Origin of the sequence: Massilia sp. GCM10023247, from assembly GCF_042653325.1 — a bacterium.
Classification (GTDB): Bacteria; Pseudomonadota; Gammaproteobacteria; order Burkholderiales; family Burkholderiaceae_D; genus Telluria.
Map to the genome: position 1 here is coordinate 683313 of NZ_JBHSIB010000007.1, position 17698 is coordinate 701010.

Sequence of the window (17698 nt, forward strand, 5' to 3'; positions counted from 1 at the left end):
AAAAGGCAAGGCGTTCGGAGCGGACGGGGCGGCGCGCGGTCGGCGTCCACGCGACTCCGGCTTCGATGCCTGTGTTCGAACTCGGCACCATGGGGCCGACGCGGAATATTTTTTCCACTCCTGTCTCCTCGAGAAATGCGCGAGGCGGATCTGACGACCTTTCATGCCTCACTGAATTTACAACGCGTACACCATAATCGTACAGCTTTATGCAGTTTGCAAGAAGTATTCGCGTTTCAGTCGAGGAAAGTGAAGTGACGGGATATCGTTGACACCGTGGCAACTCCGCGGCCGGGGTTGCATGCATGCCGTGCTTGCCCCGGCGGCCGCGCAGCAGCCAGCATCGGCGCGGCTTTTTCCCATGAGCGCGGGATGGAATGCCTATACGTGCGGGGCAGATACATGAGGAATTCGGCCGGCCCCCAGGGCTTCCCGGAGGCGTTCACCAGACGCAGCACCGAAAGCTTGCGGAACGCCTGGAGCGCGCGCAACAGCGCTTCCCCCAATCGGAGACTAGAATATTTTGTCGCGTATACGCTGCATTTTGATCTAAAACGGAGGGCGCTGATCCGCTTTTCCCAGAAGGCCGCCTGCTAGAGAGGCAACTCGTTCTGCAGCGATGGGCAGGGTTGGATGGCGCCGCCGCAGCGAGCTTGCTGCATCAGGCCGGTTTCAAGCTTCGCTCAAATGCAGGGCGCCGCCATTCCCGCGCCTCGGGGGGATACGAATGAGGGAGGAAGGCCGCAGGCGCGGCCCGCCTCCCCAGTTCGCCTGCAAGACTCAGCCTTGCAACGCGGGCATGCGCACCACCAGGCCGTCGAGCTCGCTGCCGATGCGGATCTGGCAGGCCAGGCGGGAATTCGGCCGCGGTTCGCCGACGCACTCGAGCAGGTCCCGTTCCGCTCCCCCGGCATCGCCGAGCTTGTCCATCCACGCATCGTCGACATACACGTGGCAGGTCGCGCAAGCGCAGGCGCCCCCGCACTCCGCATCGATGCCAGGCACGCTGTTGTGGACCGCGCCCTTCATCAAACTCCAGCCTTCGGCAACCTCGACCTTGTGCGCGGTGCCGTCGGATTCAATATAGGTGACGTGCGCCATCTTGATCGCGATCCTGCTTTGTATAAAAACGTCGTTGTCCAGGCACCGCTGCCTTCACGCAAACAGCGACATGACAGGCGTCGCCGGGTCGGCGATGCGTGCCGTGTCGATTTCCTTGCCGCTGGCAATGCCCTTCTTTGCCGCAAGGAAGTCGGCGGGCGAATTGATTGCCTCCGCCGCCTGCAGCACCTTGCCGCGGAAATGGAACACGGTGAAGCGTCCCGATTCGGGTGCGCCGCGCACGACGTGCTCCTCGGTTCCGGACGCAATGCCGGCGATTTGCAGCTTCACGTCGTACTGCTCGGACCAGAACCACGGCACTTCCTGGGCCGGCGGCTCGCGGCCGGTAATCGCACAGGCCGCCCGGCGCGCCTGGTCGAGCGCATTCGGAATACTCTCGATGCGGTGCAGGCGCTGGTAGAGGGCGACGGGCCGCACGGCCAGGTCTCCGATGGCAAAGATGTTGGGGACGCTTGTGCGCGCATCGGCATCGACCACCAGGCCGCCGTCCGAGACCAGGCCGGCGGCAACGGCGATCGCGTCGTTCGGAATCGCGCCGACACCGATGAGGAGCAGGTCGCAGTCGACCAGGCTGCCGTCGGCAAGCCGCACGCCGGCAACCCGCCCGCCCTCGCCTTCGATCGCCGCGATCCCCGCACCCAGGCAGAACTGCACGCCCTGCCCCTCGTGGTGACGCTGGAAAAAGCCGGAAATCGCCGGGGATGCCACGCGCGACAACAGGCGTGCCTCGCGTTCGATGACGACCGCGCCGACGCCCAGCGCGCGGGCCGAGGCGGCCACCTCGAGTCCGATATAGCCGCCGCCGATGATCCCGATGCGCGTGGCGCTGGCCAGGGCGGTGCGCAGGCGCTGCGCATCCTCGATATCGCGCAGGTACAGGATACCGTCGAGATCGTGCCCGGGAATCTCCAGCTTGCGCGGGCGCGCGCCCGTCGCCAGGACCAGGTGGTCGTAGCCGAGCGTGCCGCCATCACCCAGGGTCACCACTTGCCGTGTGCTGTCGATGCCCGTCACGCGGGTGCCGAGCCGCAGGTCGATGCGCTCGTTGTCGTAGAACGACACGGGCTTGAGCAGCAGGTCGGCGCTACCCTGGTCGCCCTTGAGCCAGGCCTTGGACAAGGGCGGCCGCTGGTAAGGGGCGGTCGCCTCCTCGCCAAGCAAGGAGATTTGCCCGGCAAAGCCGTACTGCCGCAGGAAGCCGGCCACATTGCCGCCGGCATGGCCGGCGCCGACGATCACAACACCTTGCGCTGCATTTTCCATCATTGCCTCCCGTTTCGGTTAAGCCGATGCCAGTTCCTGCTGCGGCATGTGCGCCAGCTGGCGCGCGTGATGCAGCAGGTGGTCCTCGATGAAGCTGGCGATAAAGTAGTAACCATGGTCGTAGCCGGCATGCCGGCGCAGCGTCAGCGGTTGCCCGGCCGCGCGGCACGCATCCTCGAACAAGCCCGGGTGCAGCTGTTCGGCCAGGAATTTGTCGTCCAGTCCCTGGTCGACCAGGATCCCGGCCGGGAATGGCGGCCGCTTGCAACGCTGCATCAGCGCCGTCGCATCGTAGGCCAGCCAGCGGCTTGCATCCTGGCCGAGATAGGCCCCGAACGCCTTCTGGCCCCAGGGGCATTGGGCGGGCGCCGCGATCGGCGCGAATGCGGAGACCGAACGGAAGCGCTCCGGCCGCCGCAGCGCCAGCACCAGCGCCCCATGGCCGCCCATCGAGTGCCCCATGATGCCGACCCGCTCGCGGTCGACCGGGAACTGCTGCGTCACCAGCGTGTGCAGCTCGTCGGCGACGTAGCTGTACATGCGGTAGTGCGCGCTCCACGGCGCCTCGGTCGCATCGACATAGAAGCCGGCGCCGACACCCAGGTCCCAGTGCTCGGCCTCGCCCGGCAGGTTCGCGCCGCGCGGACTGGTGTCCGGCGCGACCAGGATCAGCCCCTCGCGTGCGGCCACCCGCTGCGCGCCGCCCTTGATCATGAAGGTCTCTTCGGTACAAGTGAGGCCGGCCAGGTAAAACACGGCCGGACACGCCTGCCCGGACAGCGCCTGCGGCGGCAGGTAGACCGAGAAGCGCATCGGCAAGCCGGTCTCGCGCGACGCGTGCTGGTAGAAACGCTGCACGCCGCCGAAACAGCGGTGCTCGCCCAGCAATTCCATCGGCGCGTCCATCAGTACATCACCACCGAGCGGATCGACTCGCCCGACTTCATCAAGTCAAACCCTTCGTTGATCCGGTCGAGCGGCAGGTGGTGCGTGATCAGGTCGTCGATGTTGATCTTGTTTTCCATGTACCAGTCGACGATCTTCGGCACGTCGGTGCGTCCGCGCGCGCCGCCGAAGGCCGAGCCCTTCCACTCGCGGCCCGTTACCAGCTGGAACGGACGGGTCGAGATTTCCGCGCCCGCCTCGGCCACGCCGATGATGATCGACTGGCCCCAGCCCTTGTGCGTGCACTCGAGCGCCTGGCGCATGGTCTTGACGTTGCCGATGCACTCGAAGGAATAGTCGGCGCCGCCGTCTGTGATCTGGACGATCGCGTCGACCACGTTCTCGACCTGGCTCGGGTTGACGAAATGGGTCATGCCGAACTTGCGCGCCATGGCTTCGCGCGCCGGGTTCAGGTCGACGCCGATGATCTTGTCGGCACCGACCATTTTTGCTGCCTGGATCACGTTCAGGCCGATACCGCCCAGCCCGAACACGACGACGTTCGCGCCGGCTTCCACCTTGGCCGTGAAGATCACGGCGCCGACGCCGGTGGTGACGCCGCAGCCGATGTAGCAAACCTTGTCGAAGGGCGCATCCTCGCGGATCTTCGCCAGCGCGATTTCCGGCACCACGATGTAGTTCGAGAAGGTGGAGGTGCCCATGTAGTGGTAGATCGGCTGGCCGTCGAGCGAAAAGCGCGAGGTCGCATCCGGCATCAGGCCGCGCCCTTGCGTGGAGCGGATCGCCTGGCACAGGTTGGTCTTTTGCGACAGGCAGAACTTGCATTGCCGGCATTCCGGCGTGTAGAGCGGGATGACGTGGTCGTCCTTCTTCAGGCTTTTCACGCCCGGCCCGACATCGACCACGACGCCCGCGCCTTCATGGCCGAGGATGGCGGGGAACAGGCCTTCCGGGTCGGCGCCGGACAAGGTGTAGTAATCCGTGTGACAAATGCCGGTCGCCTTGATTTCGACAAGCACTTCGCCTTCGCGCGGACCGTCCAGATCCACGTTTTCGATCGTCAGCGGAGCGCCCGCCTTCCATGCCACTGCTGCCTTGGTCTTCATAGATGCGTTTCCTTTTACTGTACTTTTACTTTTACTTTGAATGAGTATGTGCCTGGGTGCCCGCCGCATCGGACAGCAGGCCTGCCGCATGCAGTGCGGCCGTTTCATTCCATGCCGAGCGGATGAACTTCGCGGCGGCGACGTTCTGCTCGAACAGGTTGTATTTCGCTCCCAATCCGTAATCCGGCAGATTGATGAATTCAGTCGTAATGTAGCGCAGCGGGCTGTCCGCATGGGTGGCGTGATAGCGCAGCACCTTGCGGATCGCCTCCTTCGACGGCTCCAGCAGATAGGCGCTCCACGGCGAATGCCACTCGCCGGGCTCCGGCTTCACCATCGGGTACTGGATGCCGCGTGCATAGTTGCCGTCTTCGTTGCGATGCCACAGGTTGGCCGGCTGGTTCGGCGCCACGGCGCGCAACTGGGTCCACTTCACGATATTGAGGTCCAGCCACTGCTCGCACAGCGAACCTGGCTCGAACGGATCGAGCACCACTTCGCCGCGTTCTACCAGTTCGGCGACGCCGGACAGCGCGAGCTCGGAAGGCTGGTTGATCTTGAAGTTGACGTGGCTGTAGTCTAGCGTGAAATTGAACGGGATGCCGCGCTGGCGGACCCGGCCGGCGATGTCGGCAATGCGCAGGAAATCCTCGGTCCACATGTTCACGTGCAGCTCGAAGCTGGGCTCCACCCCGAGCGCCATGCCGGCGTCGTAGACGTCCAGGTAGTGGTCGACGATTTCGGCATCGGTCAGCACATGGCCATCATGGTGGTGCTTGAAGGTCATGATGTTGTGGCAGCCGGCGCCGATCTCGCGGCAGATCTTCAGGTTATCGTGCAGCAGCGCCTCGTCTTCGCCCAGCCGGTAGAACCAGCTTGCGCTGTGCACCGGCAGGTCGAAGGTCTCGATCGCCCGCACGTATTCGTCGAAGTTGCTGCGCAGCGGAATCCGGTCGAAGTAATCGAAGACACCGGACTCCTTCACCAGCCGGAACTGTTCGTGGACCGGCAGCTCGGCGAGCGAGACCGGATTGTCGCGCGACGACAGTTGCACGCCCCGGCCGTTACAGCCGAGCAGGAATGGCATCTCGCCAATGGGATGGGTCATGGTCGCTCCGGTCCCGGTCAGGCTGCGGCGGCATCGCCGGCGGCCATGTGTTCGACCATCTTGCGCATGCGCCGCGGCGCCGCATCGATGGCGATCTTGATCGTCTTGCGCTGGGCATAGCGCTTCTCGTTGCGCTGGATGGCTTCGAGGATGGCCTTGTCCTCGCTGAAGGCGACCCGGAAGTCGGCGGAGAGCGCCGCATTCGTCTCTGCGTCGGCCTTGAAGTTCTTGACGTGCAGCCAGTGGTCGACCGAGGTCTCCTCGTCGACCGGCGTCATGAAATGGCAGGCGAAGATTTGCATGCAGTTGTCGCGATTGCCCTCGGGCGCGCCGGTGCCGGTGTCGGCGCTGCCGAAGTCGATGATCGCGATGCTGGGCGCGTGGTAATGGTAGTAGTGCCAGCGGTCGACGTTGCCCTTGAAATTGCCGTACTTCGCGAACAGCGGAATCGGCGGCGCGTCGATGATCCAGCGCCAGGTCAGTATCTTGCCGGGCTGCTCCTCGTGGTGCACCGGGATGTCTTCGCTGGCCGCATTTCCCAGCGTACTGAGGTGGACGAAACTGACGTGGGCCGGGTCGCACAGGTTGTCGGCCAGGCTCAGGTAGTTCGCCTTGATCTCGAGCGCGTCGCCTTCGACGGCGCTCCACTCCGGATCGTGATACTGGGGCAGGTCGAAGACCTTCGACGTATCGGCCAGGGCCGGGTCGCCCATCCAGATCCAGACCAGGCCCATGTTTTCGTGGGTCGGGAAGGTCTGGACCACGGCGGTCGCCGGCACCATTTCCTGGGCCGGAATGCGCACGCACTTTCCGGAGCAGTCGAAGGTCATGCCGTGATAACCGCACTCGACAGTATCCCCCTTCAGCTTGCCCATCGACAGGGGCAACAGGCGATGCGGACAGGCGTCCTCCATCGCGACCACCTTCCCGGCCGTGTCACGGAACAAGACCACTTCCCTGCCGACGATCTTGCGTGCCGCCAGCTGCCGGCCGATGTCGCGCGTCCACGCGATGGGGTACCAGGTATCCAATACAAAAGCGCTCACGTCCACCTCCTGTTTTGTTGAGTGTTCACTCAATATTAATTGAGTATACGCTCAAGGCCAAGCCTTTTTTGTTTGCTTCGACGTTCCGCGCGCGGCGCGTTCTGGTGTACCATCTGCGCTCCGCGTAGCGGCGCAGGCCACCCACCCTCCGGTCCCCCATGAAAAACAACGAACTTACGCCCATCCCTGCAAAGACGAAGGCCGCGACAAAGGCGCCCGGGCGTCCGCGGCGCTCCAGCAAGAACCTGACCACCCAGGAATCGATTCTCGAAGCGGCGGAAGTCGTGTTCTCGAAGAGCGGCTATGCCGGCGCAACCGTGCAGCGCATCGCCAAGCAGGCCAAGTGCTACGAGAGCCTGATTTACTACTACTTCGGCAGCAAGGACAGCCTGTTTACGCGGGTGCTGGAGAACGCCTACCGCAAGCTGATCGACGCCGAGCAGGCGCTCGACCTGGACTTCGAGGACCCCGAGCAGGCGCTCGAGAAGATCATCCTGTTCCAGTGGCAGTACTACCAGGACAATCCGGAACTGATCATCCTGCTCAATACCGAGAACCTGCTGAAGGGCCAGCACCTGCGCAAGCTCGAGGCGATCAAGGAATTGCTGCCGCCGGCGATCTCGAACATCGAGAAGGCGGTCGCTAGCGGGATCCGCAAGAAGAAGTTCAAGGAAGGCATCGACACCGTCGACCTGTACCTGGCCACGATGGGCCTCGGCTATTTTTACCTGTCAAACCGCTACACGCTGTCGGCATTCCTGGACAAGCCGCTGATGGACGCGGAGCACCGCGCCCACTGGGGCGGCGTCATGGTCCGGATGATCTTCGACACCGTGCGGCGTTGAGCCGCGCTTGCCCGGAGAGGCCCCGCCTTGAATTCGTTATGAACCACCCATACGCTGCCATGCCCATCCATTTCTACGAGCCGCGCAACGGCCACGGACTGCCACACGATCCGTTCAACGCCATCGTCGGGCCGCGCCCGATCGGCTGGATCTCCTCGCTCGGCAAGGCCGGCACGCCGAATCTTGCGCCCTACAGTTTCTTCAACGCCTTCAACTATGTCCCGCCGATCGTGGGATTTGCCAGCATCGGGGCGAAGGACACCTTGCGCAACGTGCAGGAGACCGGGGAGTTCGTATGGAACCTCGCGACACGCTCGCTGGCCGAGGCCATGAACACGACCTGCATGGCAGTGGCGCCCGAGGTCGACGAATTCGTCCTGGCCGGCCTGACGGCGGCGCCTTCGCGCCTGGTCGGGGCGCCCCGCGTGGCCGAAAGCCCCGTGTCATTCGAATGCAAGGTGACCCAGGTCGTGCAACTGCAAGGCCTTGACGGCGACGCCGTCCCGACCTGGCTCGTGCTTGGTGAAGTGGTCGGGATCCACATCGCCCAAGCCCTGCTCAAGGACGGCATCTACGACACGGGCGCCGCAGGCCACATCCTGCGCGGCGGCGGCCCGGCCGATTATTTTGCGATCGGACCCGAACAGCGTTTCCACATGTACCGTCCGCGCTGACACCTCTGCAAGGCCCGTCCTGTAGCGGGCCGTGCTGTCGCTCCCCGCCACCATCCGGTCGGCTGCATGCCGGCCTGGACATCTCCTGTGTTTCCTGTGCTTCCTCAAGCAGGCGATCCCGTCCGTCGCTAGATTGGAGTCTTTGCGCGAACCACTCATCCAGGACGGTATCCATGCCAGACAGGTACGTCATCACGCTCGGCGCGCCGACCACGGCGGGCGGCAAGGTCACTTCGGCCAGGCATGTCGACACGATCGACGGTATCCCGATCGCGCTCGAAGGCGACACCTGCTGGTGCCCCGCCTGCCGGTCCGAAGGCGTGATCAGGCCCGCCGGCCCGCGCGTGAGCAATACCTTCGATGGGCGCGAACTCGCCCTGGCCGACGACCTGTGCATCTGCAAATGCAGCCCGCCGCCGCGGCTGATCGCCGCCCAGGACTTCATGGTCCAGTCGATCGACAGCGACAGTTACGAAGACGATGCGGCCGTCGCCGCCGCGGCCGCGGCCGCATCGAACGCGGCCGGGAAAGACGTTCCTGCCGAACAAAAAATGCCGCTGGTCCTGCTCGACCCCGACACCCAGGAACCGCTGCGCAACCGCCCCTACCGCCTCGAGCTCGCGGACCGGGTCATCGAAGGCAGGCTCGACTACCGGGGCTGGACCGAGCCGCTGACGGCCGCGGAACGGGCCGGAGTGCTCAGCTGGCAGCCGGCCGACGGCGACTGATCGTTCTTCCCGCCCCAGTCGCAAGCCCCTCGAGGAGCGTCACATGCCGGCGAATTATGTCCCCGGAGCGCCCAATCCCTATTTTGCCAGGCACAAGTACCACGGCATCCCGATCGCCAGGAACATCAAGCCGATCCGGGACTGCAAGCTCCATCACTGCGTCGGCCCGGCGGGAAGCGTGCAGGAGGCGGTCGCCGTCCACATCCTGACGCCGGAACACCTGTGGGGCACCTTCCAGGTCGAGGCCGAGAACATCCTGATGGTCAACGGCAGCCTCGAAGGTAACGAACGCGAACGGAACCGGCGCATCAATGCCGCCTACGCGAAGCTGTGGCTGGCCGACCAGCGTTTCCAGTGGGCGGGACTGGCCGCGTTTGCATCGAAACAGGTGGGGTGCGGGCTGCTGCATTCAGCCGAGACGATCGAGAAGAACCGAAGCGAACGGGAGCGTCTGCAGCGCTCGATTGCCTCCGTGATCCCGGCCGTGCAGGCCGCCGCCGCGGTGCCGGCGGCAACGGAGGCGGGCGCGGCTTACGTGTACGAAAAGCTGGGCTTCGGGAATGCGCATCTGTTTTTGGATGTTTATCCGTTGCACAGGTTTTTTATGGAGCGGGGGTGGGAGGAGTTCAACAAGTATTTGAAGAACCGGCAGAACGATAAAAACCCTGTGTATTGGGCAATCAACAGGAACACGCTCCGGTTCGGCACGCCTTTTCCAGAAATCCGCGATGGATTCGCTCACATCAATTCAGGCAGCCTAGCGGCGAGTGTGGAACAGATCGCCCAGCATGAACAAGTCAACATTTTGCAAAAGATCTTGTACAACGATCCCATCCTGCAAAGGTTGCTCGCCGTGAATCAGTATGCCTGGGCGACCGGATTTCCGACCGGCGACTACGAGGAAATCCAACTGACCCTGTCGGCCGAGTGCCGGGCCACGACAGGTTTCACGTCATGGTTCCCCCGGAACAAGGGCGCGAAGCTATGGGTGGAGACGGAGCGCATGCAGTTCGTGCTGGCCGCCGCCCGACAATTCCACAGCCTCCTCAACGGCCCCGAACGTCCCTACGTCGAGGCATCGATGCGCGCGATCGCCGCCGGTGGAGGCGTCGCATGAAGCGACGCGATCGCATCATCGCCGCAATGGGTGGCCTGGCTCTCGCCGCCGTCTGGTGGCATTCCCGCACGCCCGAGCCGACCGTGCTCGCCTTCCGCCTCGGCCAGACCTTCGAGCAGGTCGTCCGGAATTCGACTTATCCAGCCATGAAGCGCTCAAACAAACCTGCCGAGGATCCGGGCGAGCACAAATTCGGCGCCATCTGGGTCACGGAACCGGCCGTGATCGTCCGCTTCACCGACCCGAAACACGGTTTCACGCTGCCAGCGACCAAGTTTGCCGTATTGACGTTTTCGGAAAACCAGGCGGTCACGCTGTCCACCTCGCCGATGCTCGATCCGCTGCCTTTTGACGAAGCCGTCGCCATCCTAGAAAACCTGCAAAATCAGTTCAAGGCGGGAGGCTGGGAACCTTGGGCGGCAAACGACAGCACCTGGTTCGACCTGACGCCGGAAGGAAAAAAACGCTTGTACGCGCGCATGTTCGAGCCGGGATACATGGAGTCGACTGACTTACGTGTTCCCACGTTGTACGGCATGATCTTCCGCCTGAAATGTACCGAAGGCTGCTGGACAAAGGAACCGCCCTACCTTTTCCTCATCGACGTGGGAGTTGGTGACGACTATGAGTCGGACGACCCTTGGCGGTGGAGACGCCCCGGCGCAGCGGTCCCTGACAGCAGCGTGCCAGGATGAAGCCCCGCCATCGCCGCCTGGCCCTATTCGCCGGCCTCGTCCTCGCCGCCTTCTGGTGGCATTCCCGCACGCCCGAGCCGACCGTCCTGGCCTTCCGCCTCGGCCAGACCTTCGAGGAGGTCGTCCGGAATTCAACCTATCCAGCCTTGGAGCGCTCGAACAAGCCTGCCGAGGACCCGGGCGACCACAAGTTCGGCGCTATCTGGGTTTCGGAACCGGCGGTGATCGTCCGCTTCACCGACCCGAAACACGGGTTTACGCTGCCGCCGACCAAGTTTGCCGTGCTGACCTTCTCGGAAAACCAAGCCGTCACGCTATCCACCTCGCCGATGCTCGATCCGCTGCCCTTCGACGAGGCCGTCGCGATCCTGGAAAGCCTGCAGAACCAGTTCAAGGCAAGCGGCTGGGAACCGTGGGAGCGCAACGACAGCACCTGGTTCGACCTGACGCCGGAAGGAAAGAAGCGCTTGTATGCACGCATGTTCGAGCCCGGATACATGGAAGCGACTGATCTACGTGTTCCCAAGTTGTACGGTATGATCTTCCGGATCAAATGTACCGAAGGGTGCTGGACGGGGGAACCGCCCTATCTGTTCCTCATCGATATCGGAGTGAGCGACGATATCTACGGATGGAAGCCGGGCGAGCCGATGCGGTGGAGGCAACCCGAGGCTGCGGTCACTGGCAGCAGCGTGCCAGGATGAAGATCCGCCATCGCCGCCTGGCCCTGTTCGCCGGCCTCGTCCTCGCCGCCGTCTGGTGGCATTCGCGCACGCCCGAGCCGACCGTGCTCGCCTTCCGCCTTGGCCAGACCTTCGCGCAGGTCGCGCGGGACTCGACCTATCCGGTCATGGAGCGCTCGAACAAGCCCGCCGAGGACCCGGGCGACCACAAATTCGGCGCCGTCCGGGTCTCGGAACCGGCCGTGATCATCCGCTTCACCGATCCGAAACACGGCTTCACGCTGCCGCCGACCAAGTTTGCCGCACTCACCTTCTCGGAAAACCAAGCAGTCTCGCTATCCACTTCGCCGATGCTCGACCCGCTGCCCTTCGACGAGGCCGTCGCCATCCTGGAAAACCTGCAGAACCAGTTCAAGGCCGGCGGCTGGGAGCCGTAGGAGGAAAACGACAGTACCTGGTTCGACCTGACGCCGGAAGGAAAGAAACGGCTATACGCGCGCATGTTCAAACCAGGATACATGGAGACAACTAATTTACGCGTTCCCAAGTTGTACGGCATGATCTTCCGCCTGAAATGCAACGAAGGCTGCTGGACGAGGGAACCACCGTATTTGTTTCTCATCGATATAGGAGTCGGCGACGATGTCTACGGATGGAAGTCGGGCGAGCCGATGCGGTGGGAGCGCCCCGAAGGAGCCATCACCGGCAGCAGCGTCCTCGATAAACCCGCTCGCCCCTAGCGCCGCCGCTTCTTCCAGTTGTAATCCGGCCCCGTCACGTCCACGCCAGGGTGCCCGACCACATCCGGGTGTTCCGAGCACATCGTGATGAAGCGCACGCCCTCGCCGCCCCGCTGGCGGCGCCGCAATTCCTCCATGAAGCCCATCGCCTTGACCATCTCGTCGGTACCGAAACCCTGGGCGTGCGGGCGCGGCTCCATTTCATCAAACATTGTCCAATACACCATGTACATAGGCCACTCCCGGGTTCGTTTTGACGGAATTGCTGAACATGCAACTATCTTACAAATTGCGTGTTATACCGGCAATCACGAAAACATATTTTCGCTGCAGATAGCAGTTATTTAGCAGAGGAAATTGAAAGTAAGATAAAAAGTAGGACTAGTCCGAAATATTCATTATATGTTCGCTGTTTAACACAAGGGCCTGGGCCTGACCGCTAGGCTGGAGCCTGTCTTCATTGAAGCAGGACTATCTCATGAATCATGATAAGCACATCCAGCCTCCTTCCGCATCCGAGCTGGCACTGTGGGGCGGTCTCGAATGCACCGTCAACCGCGTACGCGACAACTACTTCAGCCAGATGGAACGCAACGGCCACGCCGACCGCCTGCAAGACATCGAACGTTTCGCCTCCCTTGGTATTACCGCTATCCGCTATCCCGTGCTGTGGGAGTGCGTCGCGCCCGAGCGCATCGAGGACGCCGACTGGGCCTGGTCCGACGAGCGCTTGCCGGCGCTGCAGCGGCTCGGCGTCACCCCGATCGTCGGCCTGCTGCACCATGGCAGCGGACCGCGCCACACCAGCCTGGTCGATTCCGACTTCCCTGAAAAGCTCGCCGAATACGCCGGCGCGGTAGCGAAACGCTATCCGTGGGCCGAGTATTACACCCCGGTCAACGAACCCCTGACCACAGCGCGCTTCTCAGGCTTGTATGGCGTCTGGTATCCGCATGGCCGCACCCACGAACTGTTCGTGCGCGCGCTCATCGGCGAGTGCCGCGGCACGGTGCTGGCAATGCGCGCCATTCGCGCGGTCAACCCGAACGCCAAGCTGGTGCAGACCGACGACCTGTCGAAAACCTACGGCACGCCGGAGATGGAGGAGCTCGTCAACTTCTTCAACGAGCGGCGCTGGCTGGGCTGGGACCTGCTGTGCGGGATGATCGACGAAGAGCACAGCATGTGGAACTACCTGATGGACGCGGGCGCCACCCGCGAGGAAGTGCTGTGGTTCCGCGAGAACCCCTGCCCGCCCGACATCATCGGCGTCAACTACTACGCGACCAGCGAGCGCTGGCTCGATCATCGGCGCGAGCGCTATCCCCAGGACCGCTGGGCCGCATACGAGGGCCGGGAATACGCCGACATCGAAACGCCGCGCGCGCTGGCCACGCCGACCCCGGGCATCGGCCCCCTGCTCCAGGAAACCTGGGAGCGCTACGGCCTGCCGATCGCGGTCACCGAGGCGCACATCGACGCCAACCGCGAAGACCAGATGCGCTGGCTGCTGGAAATCTGGAACGCTGCCAAGAAGGTGCGCGAGAAAGGCGCCGACGTGCGCGCCGTCACCGTCTGGGCCCTGCTCGGCTCCTACGACTGGAACTGCCTGGTGACCGAATGCCGCGGCTACTACGAGCCGGGCCCCTTCGACGTGCGCGGCCCCGAGCCGCGTCCAACCGCCGTCGCGACCCTGATGCGCGAACTATCGTCCGGCCGTCCGCTGACCAACCCCGTGCTCCAGGGCGAGGGCTGGTGGCGCCGTCCCGACCGTTTCATGTGCAAGCCGGTGGCCACCCGCACTGCGGTGGCCGATCTCGCCGTCCGCAGCCAGTTCAAGTCGAATATCGTGCAACCCATCCTGATCACCGGCGCGACCGGCACCCTCGGCTCGGCCTTTGCCCGCATCTGCCAGAAACGCAACCTCGCCTGCCACGTGCTGACGCGCCAGGAGATGGACATCACCGACCCGGCCTCGGTCGAGGCGGCGATCCAGCGCTTCAAGCCCTGGGCCATCATCAACGCCGGCGGCTACGTGCGCGTCGACGAGGCCGAGAGCGATCCCGAGGCCTGCATGGACGCGAACACCCATGGACCGACGGTGCTGGCCCTGGCCTGCATCCGCCATGCGCTGCGCTTCATGACCTTCTCGAGCGACCTGGTGTTCGACGGCAGCAAGGACACGCCTTATGTCGAGTCGGATCCGGTGGCGCCGCTGGGCGTGTACGGGCGCAGCAAGGCCGAGTCCGAGCGGCGCGTGCTGGAAGCGGACCCGCAGGCCCTCGTGATCCGCACCAGCTCCTTCTTCGGGCCCTGGGACCGCCACAACTTCGTGACCCAGGCGCTGGCCGCGCTCAAGGCCGGCCAGCCGTTCGCGGCCTCGAACGACCTGGTGGTGTCGCCGACCTATGTGCCGGACCTGGTCAACGCCAGCCTCGACCTGATGATCGACCGCGAACGCGGCATCTGGCACCTGACCAATGGCGAAGCCGTCACCTGGGCCGAGCTGGCGCGCAAGGCCTGCGCCGTGGCCGGGGTGGATGCCAGCGGCCTGCAGGAGCGTCCGGCGACGGAGTCGGGTTACGCGGCCGTGCGGCCCGCCTACTCGGCCCTGGGCAGCGAACGCGGCGTGCTGCTGCCCTCGCTCGACGACGCCCTGGGGCGCTACATCCGGGCGCTCGAGGAACACGCCGTCGACGACGGCGAGCTGGCGGGCAGCGCGGCGCATTACGCCAGCTGACAACGGTGTCGCAAGGCCGTCCGGACCGCAAGGTCCGGCGGCGACCGGCCGGTGCAGGACGCAGGACGCGTCGGCACCGGCCGGTTGTCGTTTGGGAGGCAGCGTCTGGTCTGCGTTTACGCGTGGGCGGAGCCTGCGCGGCCCGGCCACACCCTACCGCGCCAGGATCGGGCCCAGCTCGCGCCAGACGAGCGGCGCTTCCATCTGCTCCATGCAGTTGTGGTGCCCGAGCGGGCACTCGCGCTGGCGGCAGGGCGAACAATCGAGGCGCAGCGAGAGCGAGCGCGCGATGTCGGAAAACGGCGGCGCGTGCTCCGGATCGGTCGGGCCGTAGAGCGCGATCACCGGCCGGTTCAGGCCTGACGCGACATGCAGCAGCCCGGAATCGTTGGCGACCACGGCGGCGCAGCGCGCGATCACGGCGAACGCTTCGTCGAGTTTCGTTTGCCCCGCCAGGTTCAGCATGTTGGCCGCCGCGTCGCCGGCCAGCGCCAGCACCTCGTCGCAGGTGGCGCGGTCCTTGGGCGAGCCGAGCAGCACGATGCTCGCGGCGCGGTCCTGTTCGACGATGGCCTGCGCCAGCGCCGCGAAGTGGCGCGGCGGCCAGCGTTTGGCCTGGCCGAACTCGGCGCCCGGCGCGAACGCGACCACCGTGCCTGCGGCGGGCAGGCCGAGGCGCGCGCAGGCGGCCGCGATGCGCTCGCCCGGCACCGATAATCGCGGCCGGCGCGCCGGGGCCAGGACTGCCGCCGGCGCCTCCGCCAGGGCCGCGTAAAACCGCACCATCGGCCGCGGCGGCTGCTCATCAATGTGCATCACGTTGATCAGGCCATAGCGCATTTCTCCCTTGTAGCCGACCCGTTTCGGGATTCCGGCCAGCCAGGGAATCAGCGCGTACTTGAGCGTATTCGGCAGGACGTAGGCGTCGGCGTAGCCGCGCGCGCGCAGCACCCGGGCGAACTTCCAGCGCTCGCGCAGCTGCAGCGCCTTGTGCCGGAACGGCGTCTCGAGCACCGTGTCCACCTCGAGCACGGCGCGCCAGACCGCCGCCACCGCGGGCGGCGCCAGCACGTCGATCGGCCGCTCCGGATGCTGCTCCTTGAGGCGCGCCAGCAGCGGCTGGGCCATCACGGCGTCGCCGATCCAGTTCGGCGAAATGACCAGGGTGCGCAGGCTCATGGCGCGCTTTCCGCCGCCGCCTGCGCGAACTGCAGGCGGTACAGGTTGGCGTAGGAGCCGCCCTTGGCCAGCAACTCGTCGTGCGTGCCCTGCTCGACGATGCGGCCGTGTTCCAGGACCGCGATGCGGTCGGCGCTCTCGATGGTCGACAGGCGGTGCGCGATGACGATCGTGGTGCGCCCGGCCATCAGGGTGTCGAGCGCGGCCTGCACGGCGCGCTCGGATTCGTTGTCGAGCGCCGAGGTGGCCTCGTCGAGGATCAGGATCGGCGCGTCCTTGTAGATGGCGCGCGCGATCGCCACGCGCTGGCGCTGGCCGCCCGACAGGCGCATGCCGTTCTCGCCGATGCTCGACTCGACGCCCTCCGGCAGGCGCGCCACCACGTCGACCAGGTGCGCCGCCTTGACGGCGGCGGCCAGGCGCTCGTAGTCGATCGTCTCGGCGCCGTAGGCGATGTTGGCCGCCAGCGTGTCGTCGAACAGCACCACGTTCTGGCTCACCATCGCCAGCTGGGCGCGCAGGCTGGCCAGGCGCAGCTCGGTGTACGGCACGCCGTCGAGCAGGATGCGGCCGGCTTCGGGGTCGTAGAAGCGGGTCGCCAGGTTCACGAACGTGGACTTGCCGCCGCCGGAAGTGCCCACCAGCGCCACCGTCTGGCCGGGCTGGACGTCGAGCGAGACGTGCTGCAGGGCCGGGTTGGCGGCGTTCGGATAACGGAACGAGACGTTCTCGAACACCAGGTGGCCCCTGGCGCGCGCGATCTCGCGCGTGCCGGTGTCTTCTTCGACCGGGGAATCGATCATCTGGAACACGGTTTCGGCGGCCGCGATCCCGCGCTGCATCGGGCCGTTGACCTCGGCCAGCGATTTGAGCGGGGTGAGCAGCATCAGCATCATCGTGATGAAGTTCGTGAATTCGCCGACCGTCATGTTCGAGCGGATCGCCAGCACCACCACCAACGACAAGGCCAGCGAGGTGGCGATCTGGGTCACCGGGGCGGTGGCGGCAAAGGCCACCGTGGTGCGCTGGGAGAAGCCGCGCAGCGCCTCGCTGCGCATGGCGAAGCGCTTGCGCTCGTAGCGTTCGCCGGCGAACACGCGGATCACCTGGTGCCCGCGCGCGGCTTCCTCGACCACTTGCGTCATCTCGGCGGTCACGCGCTGGTTCTCGCGGTTCAGGCGGCGCAGGCGCCCGGTGGTGGTGCGCACGATGACGGCGGTGAGCGGCACCACGACGATGGCCACCAGGGTCAGCTGCCAGTTCAGGTAGAGCAAGGCCGCCAGCAGCCCGATCACGACCAGCGTGTCGCGGACAAACGCGACGAATACCGAGTTGATCATGTCGACCACCTGGCGCACGTCGCCGATCACGGTGTTGATGATCTTGCCGGTGGACTCTTCATGGAAGCGCGCCACGGGCAGGCGCAGCAGGCGGTCGAACATCCGGCCGCGCAGGTCGTTGAGCACGCGGCTGATCACCCAGTTGTTCAGGTAGGCGGTGGCGAAGGTGCCGATCCCGCGCACGATGAAGATCGAGATCAGGATGCCGGGGATCCACCACAGCGAAAAATCGACCTTGTTCTTGAAGCCGCGGTCGAGCAGCAGTTCGATGGCCTTGCCCAGCAGCGGCTGGGTGGCCGCGGTGAGCGCCATCGCCAGCAGCGCCATGTACGCGCGGCTGCGGTAGGGTTTGATGAACGCCCACAGGCGTTTGACGATGACACTGTTTTCCACGTTGCTCTTTTCG

At 65.0% G+C, this 17698-nt stretch carries 17 protein-coding genes; 8 read left to right on the forward strand and 9 right to left on the reverse strand.

The window, feature by feature from the left end; genetic code table 11:
- Positions 1-780 precede the first annotated feature (780 nt).
- The 6 genes from ACFPAH_RS06685 to ACFPAH_RS06710 are packed head-to-tail and all read right to left on the reverse strand — an operon-like array spanning position 781 to position 6551.
- Complete coding sequence (locus ACFPAH_RS06685) at positions 781-1101, reverse strand: 2Fe-2S iron-sulfur cluster-binding protein (protein WP_379742497.1); 321 nt, start codon at positions 1099-1101, stop codon at positions 781-783.
- Between the two features lie 54 nt (positions 1102-1155).
- A complete protein-coding gene (locus ACFPAH_RS06690) occupies positions 1156-2388 on the reverse strand; it encodes an NAD(P)/FAD-dependent oxidoreductase (RefSeq protein WP_379742500.1) in 1233 nt (410 codons plus the stop codon).
- 15 nt (positions 2389-2403) lie between these two features.
- The gene (gene fghA, locus ACFPAH_RS06695) at positions 2404-3279 is read right to left on the reverse strand and encodes an S-formylglutathione hydrolase (protein WP_379743007.1); all 876 of its coding nucleotides are present in this window, start codon (positions 3277-3279) and stop codon (positions 2404-2406) included.
- Positions 3280-3290: 11 nt separating this feature from the next.
- Positions 3291-4397: an S-(hydroxymethyl)glutathione dehydrogenase/class III alcohol dehydrogenase gene (locus tag ACFPAH_RS06700; protein WP_379742503.1), complete on the reverse strand. Its 1107-nt coding sequence runs from the start codon at positions 4395-4397 to the stop codon at positions 3291-3293.
- Positions 4398-4428: 31 nt separating this feature from the next.
- Entirely contained in the window at positions 4429-5505 is a 1077-nt protein-coding gene (locus tag ACFPAH_RS06705) for a xylose isomerase (protein WP_379742506.1), read from the reverse strand.
- 17 nt (positions 5506-5522) lie between these two features.
- Positions 5523-6551 (reverse strand): Rieske 2Fe-2S domain-containing protein, encoded by a 1029-nt coding sequence (locus tag ACFPAH_RS06710; protein ID WP_379742509.1) that lies wholly within the window; start codon positions 6549-6551, stop codon positions 5523-5525.
- Between the two features lie 158 nt (positions 6552-6709).
- Between ACFPAH_RS06710 and ACFPAH_RS06715 the strand changes: the two genes are divergently transcribed.
- The 7 genes from ACFPAH_RS06715 to ACFPAH_RS06745 all read left to right on the forward strand — a co-directional run bounded on the left by ACFPAH_RS06715 (position 6710) and on the right by ACFPAH_RS06745 (position 11730).
- Positions 6710-7396 (forward strand): TetR/AcrR family transcriptional regulator, encoded by a 687-nt coding sequence (locus ACFPAH_RS06715; RefSeq protein ID WP_379742512.1) that lies wholly within the window; start codon positions 6710-6712, stop codon positions 7394-7396.
- A gap of 38 nt (positions 7397-7434) precedes the next feature.
- A complete protein-coding gene (locus ACFPAH_RS06720) occupies positions 7435-8070 on the forward strand; it encodes a flavin reductase family protein (RefSeq protein ID WP_379742515.1) in 636 nt (211 codons plus the stop codon).
- A 173-nt stretch (positions 8071-8243) separates the two neighbouring features.
- Positions 8244-8798, forward strand: coding sequence for a PAAR domain-containing protein (locus ACFPAH_RS06725; protein ID WP_379742518.1), 555 nt, complete (start codon positions 8244-8246; stop codon positions 8796-8798).
- 43 nt (positions 8799-8841) lie between these two features.
- A complete protein-coding gene (locus ACFPAH_RS06730; protein WP_379742521.1) occupies positions 8842-9915 on the forward strand; it encodes a DUF2515 family protein in 1074 nt (357 codons plus the stop codon).
- Positions 9912-10610, forward strand: coding sequence for a hypothetical protein (locus tag ACFPAH_RS06735; protein WP_379742524.1), 699 nt, complete (start codon positions 9912-9914; stop codon positions 10608-10610). The genes ACFPAH_RS06730 and ACFPAH_RS06735 overlap by 4 nt, the downstream gene beginning before the upstream one ends.
- Entirely contained in the window at positions 10607-11314 is a 708-nt protein-coding gene (locus ACFPAH_RS06740) for a hypothetical protein (protein WP_379742528.1), read from the forward strand. The genes ACFPAH_RS06735 and ACFPAH_RS06740 overlap by 4 nt, the downstream gene beginning before the upstream one ends.
- On the forward strand, positions 11311-11730 hold the full coding sequence (locus tag ACFPAH_RS06745) for a hypothetical protein (RefSeq protein ID WP_379742531.1): 420 nt from the start codon (positions 11311-11313) through the stop codon (positions 11728-11730). The genes ACFPAH_RS06740 and ACFPAH_RS06745 overlap by 4 nt, the downstream gene beginning before the upstream one ends.
- A gap of 299 nt (positions 11731-12029) precedes the next feature.
- Here the strand turns inward: ACFPAH_RS06745 and ACFPAH_RS06750 are convergent, their stop codons facing one another.
- Positions 12030-12245: a hypothetical protein gene (locus ACFPAH_RS06750; RefSeq protein ID WP_379742534.1), complete on the reverse strand. Its 216-nt coding sequence runs from the start codon at positions 12243-12245 to the stop codon at positions 12030-12032.
- A gap of 266 nt (positions 12246-12511) precedes the next feature.
- Between ACFPAH_RS06750 and ACFPAH_RS06755 the strand changes: the two genes are divergently transcribed.
- Positions 12512-14773, forward strand: a complete 2262-nt coding sequence (locus ACFPAH_RS06755) for a sugar nucleotide-binding protein (RefSeq protein ID WP_379742537.1) — start codon at positions 12512-12514, stop codon at positions 14771-14773.
- 153 nt (positions 14774-14926) lie between these two features.
- On the opposite strand, the gene waaF is transcribed toward ACFPAH_RS06755, so the two are convergent.
- Positions 14927-15952 (reverse strand): lipopolysaccharide heptosyltransferase II, encoded by a 1026-nt coding sequence (gene waaF / locus ACFPAH_RS06760; protein ID WP_379742540.1) that lies wholly within the window; start codon positions 15950-15952, stop codon positions 14927-14929.
- Positions 15949-17619 (reverse strand): lipid A export permease/ATP-binding protein MsbA, encoded by a 1671-nt coding sequence (gene msbA / locus ACFPAH_RS06765; RefSeq protein WP_379743010.1) that lies wholly within the window; start codon positions 17617-17619, stop codon positions 15949-15951. Before msbA ends, waaF begins: the two co-directional genes overlap by 4 nt.
- Between the last annotated feature and the right edge of the window lie 79 nt (positions 17620-17698).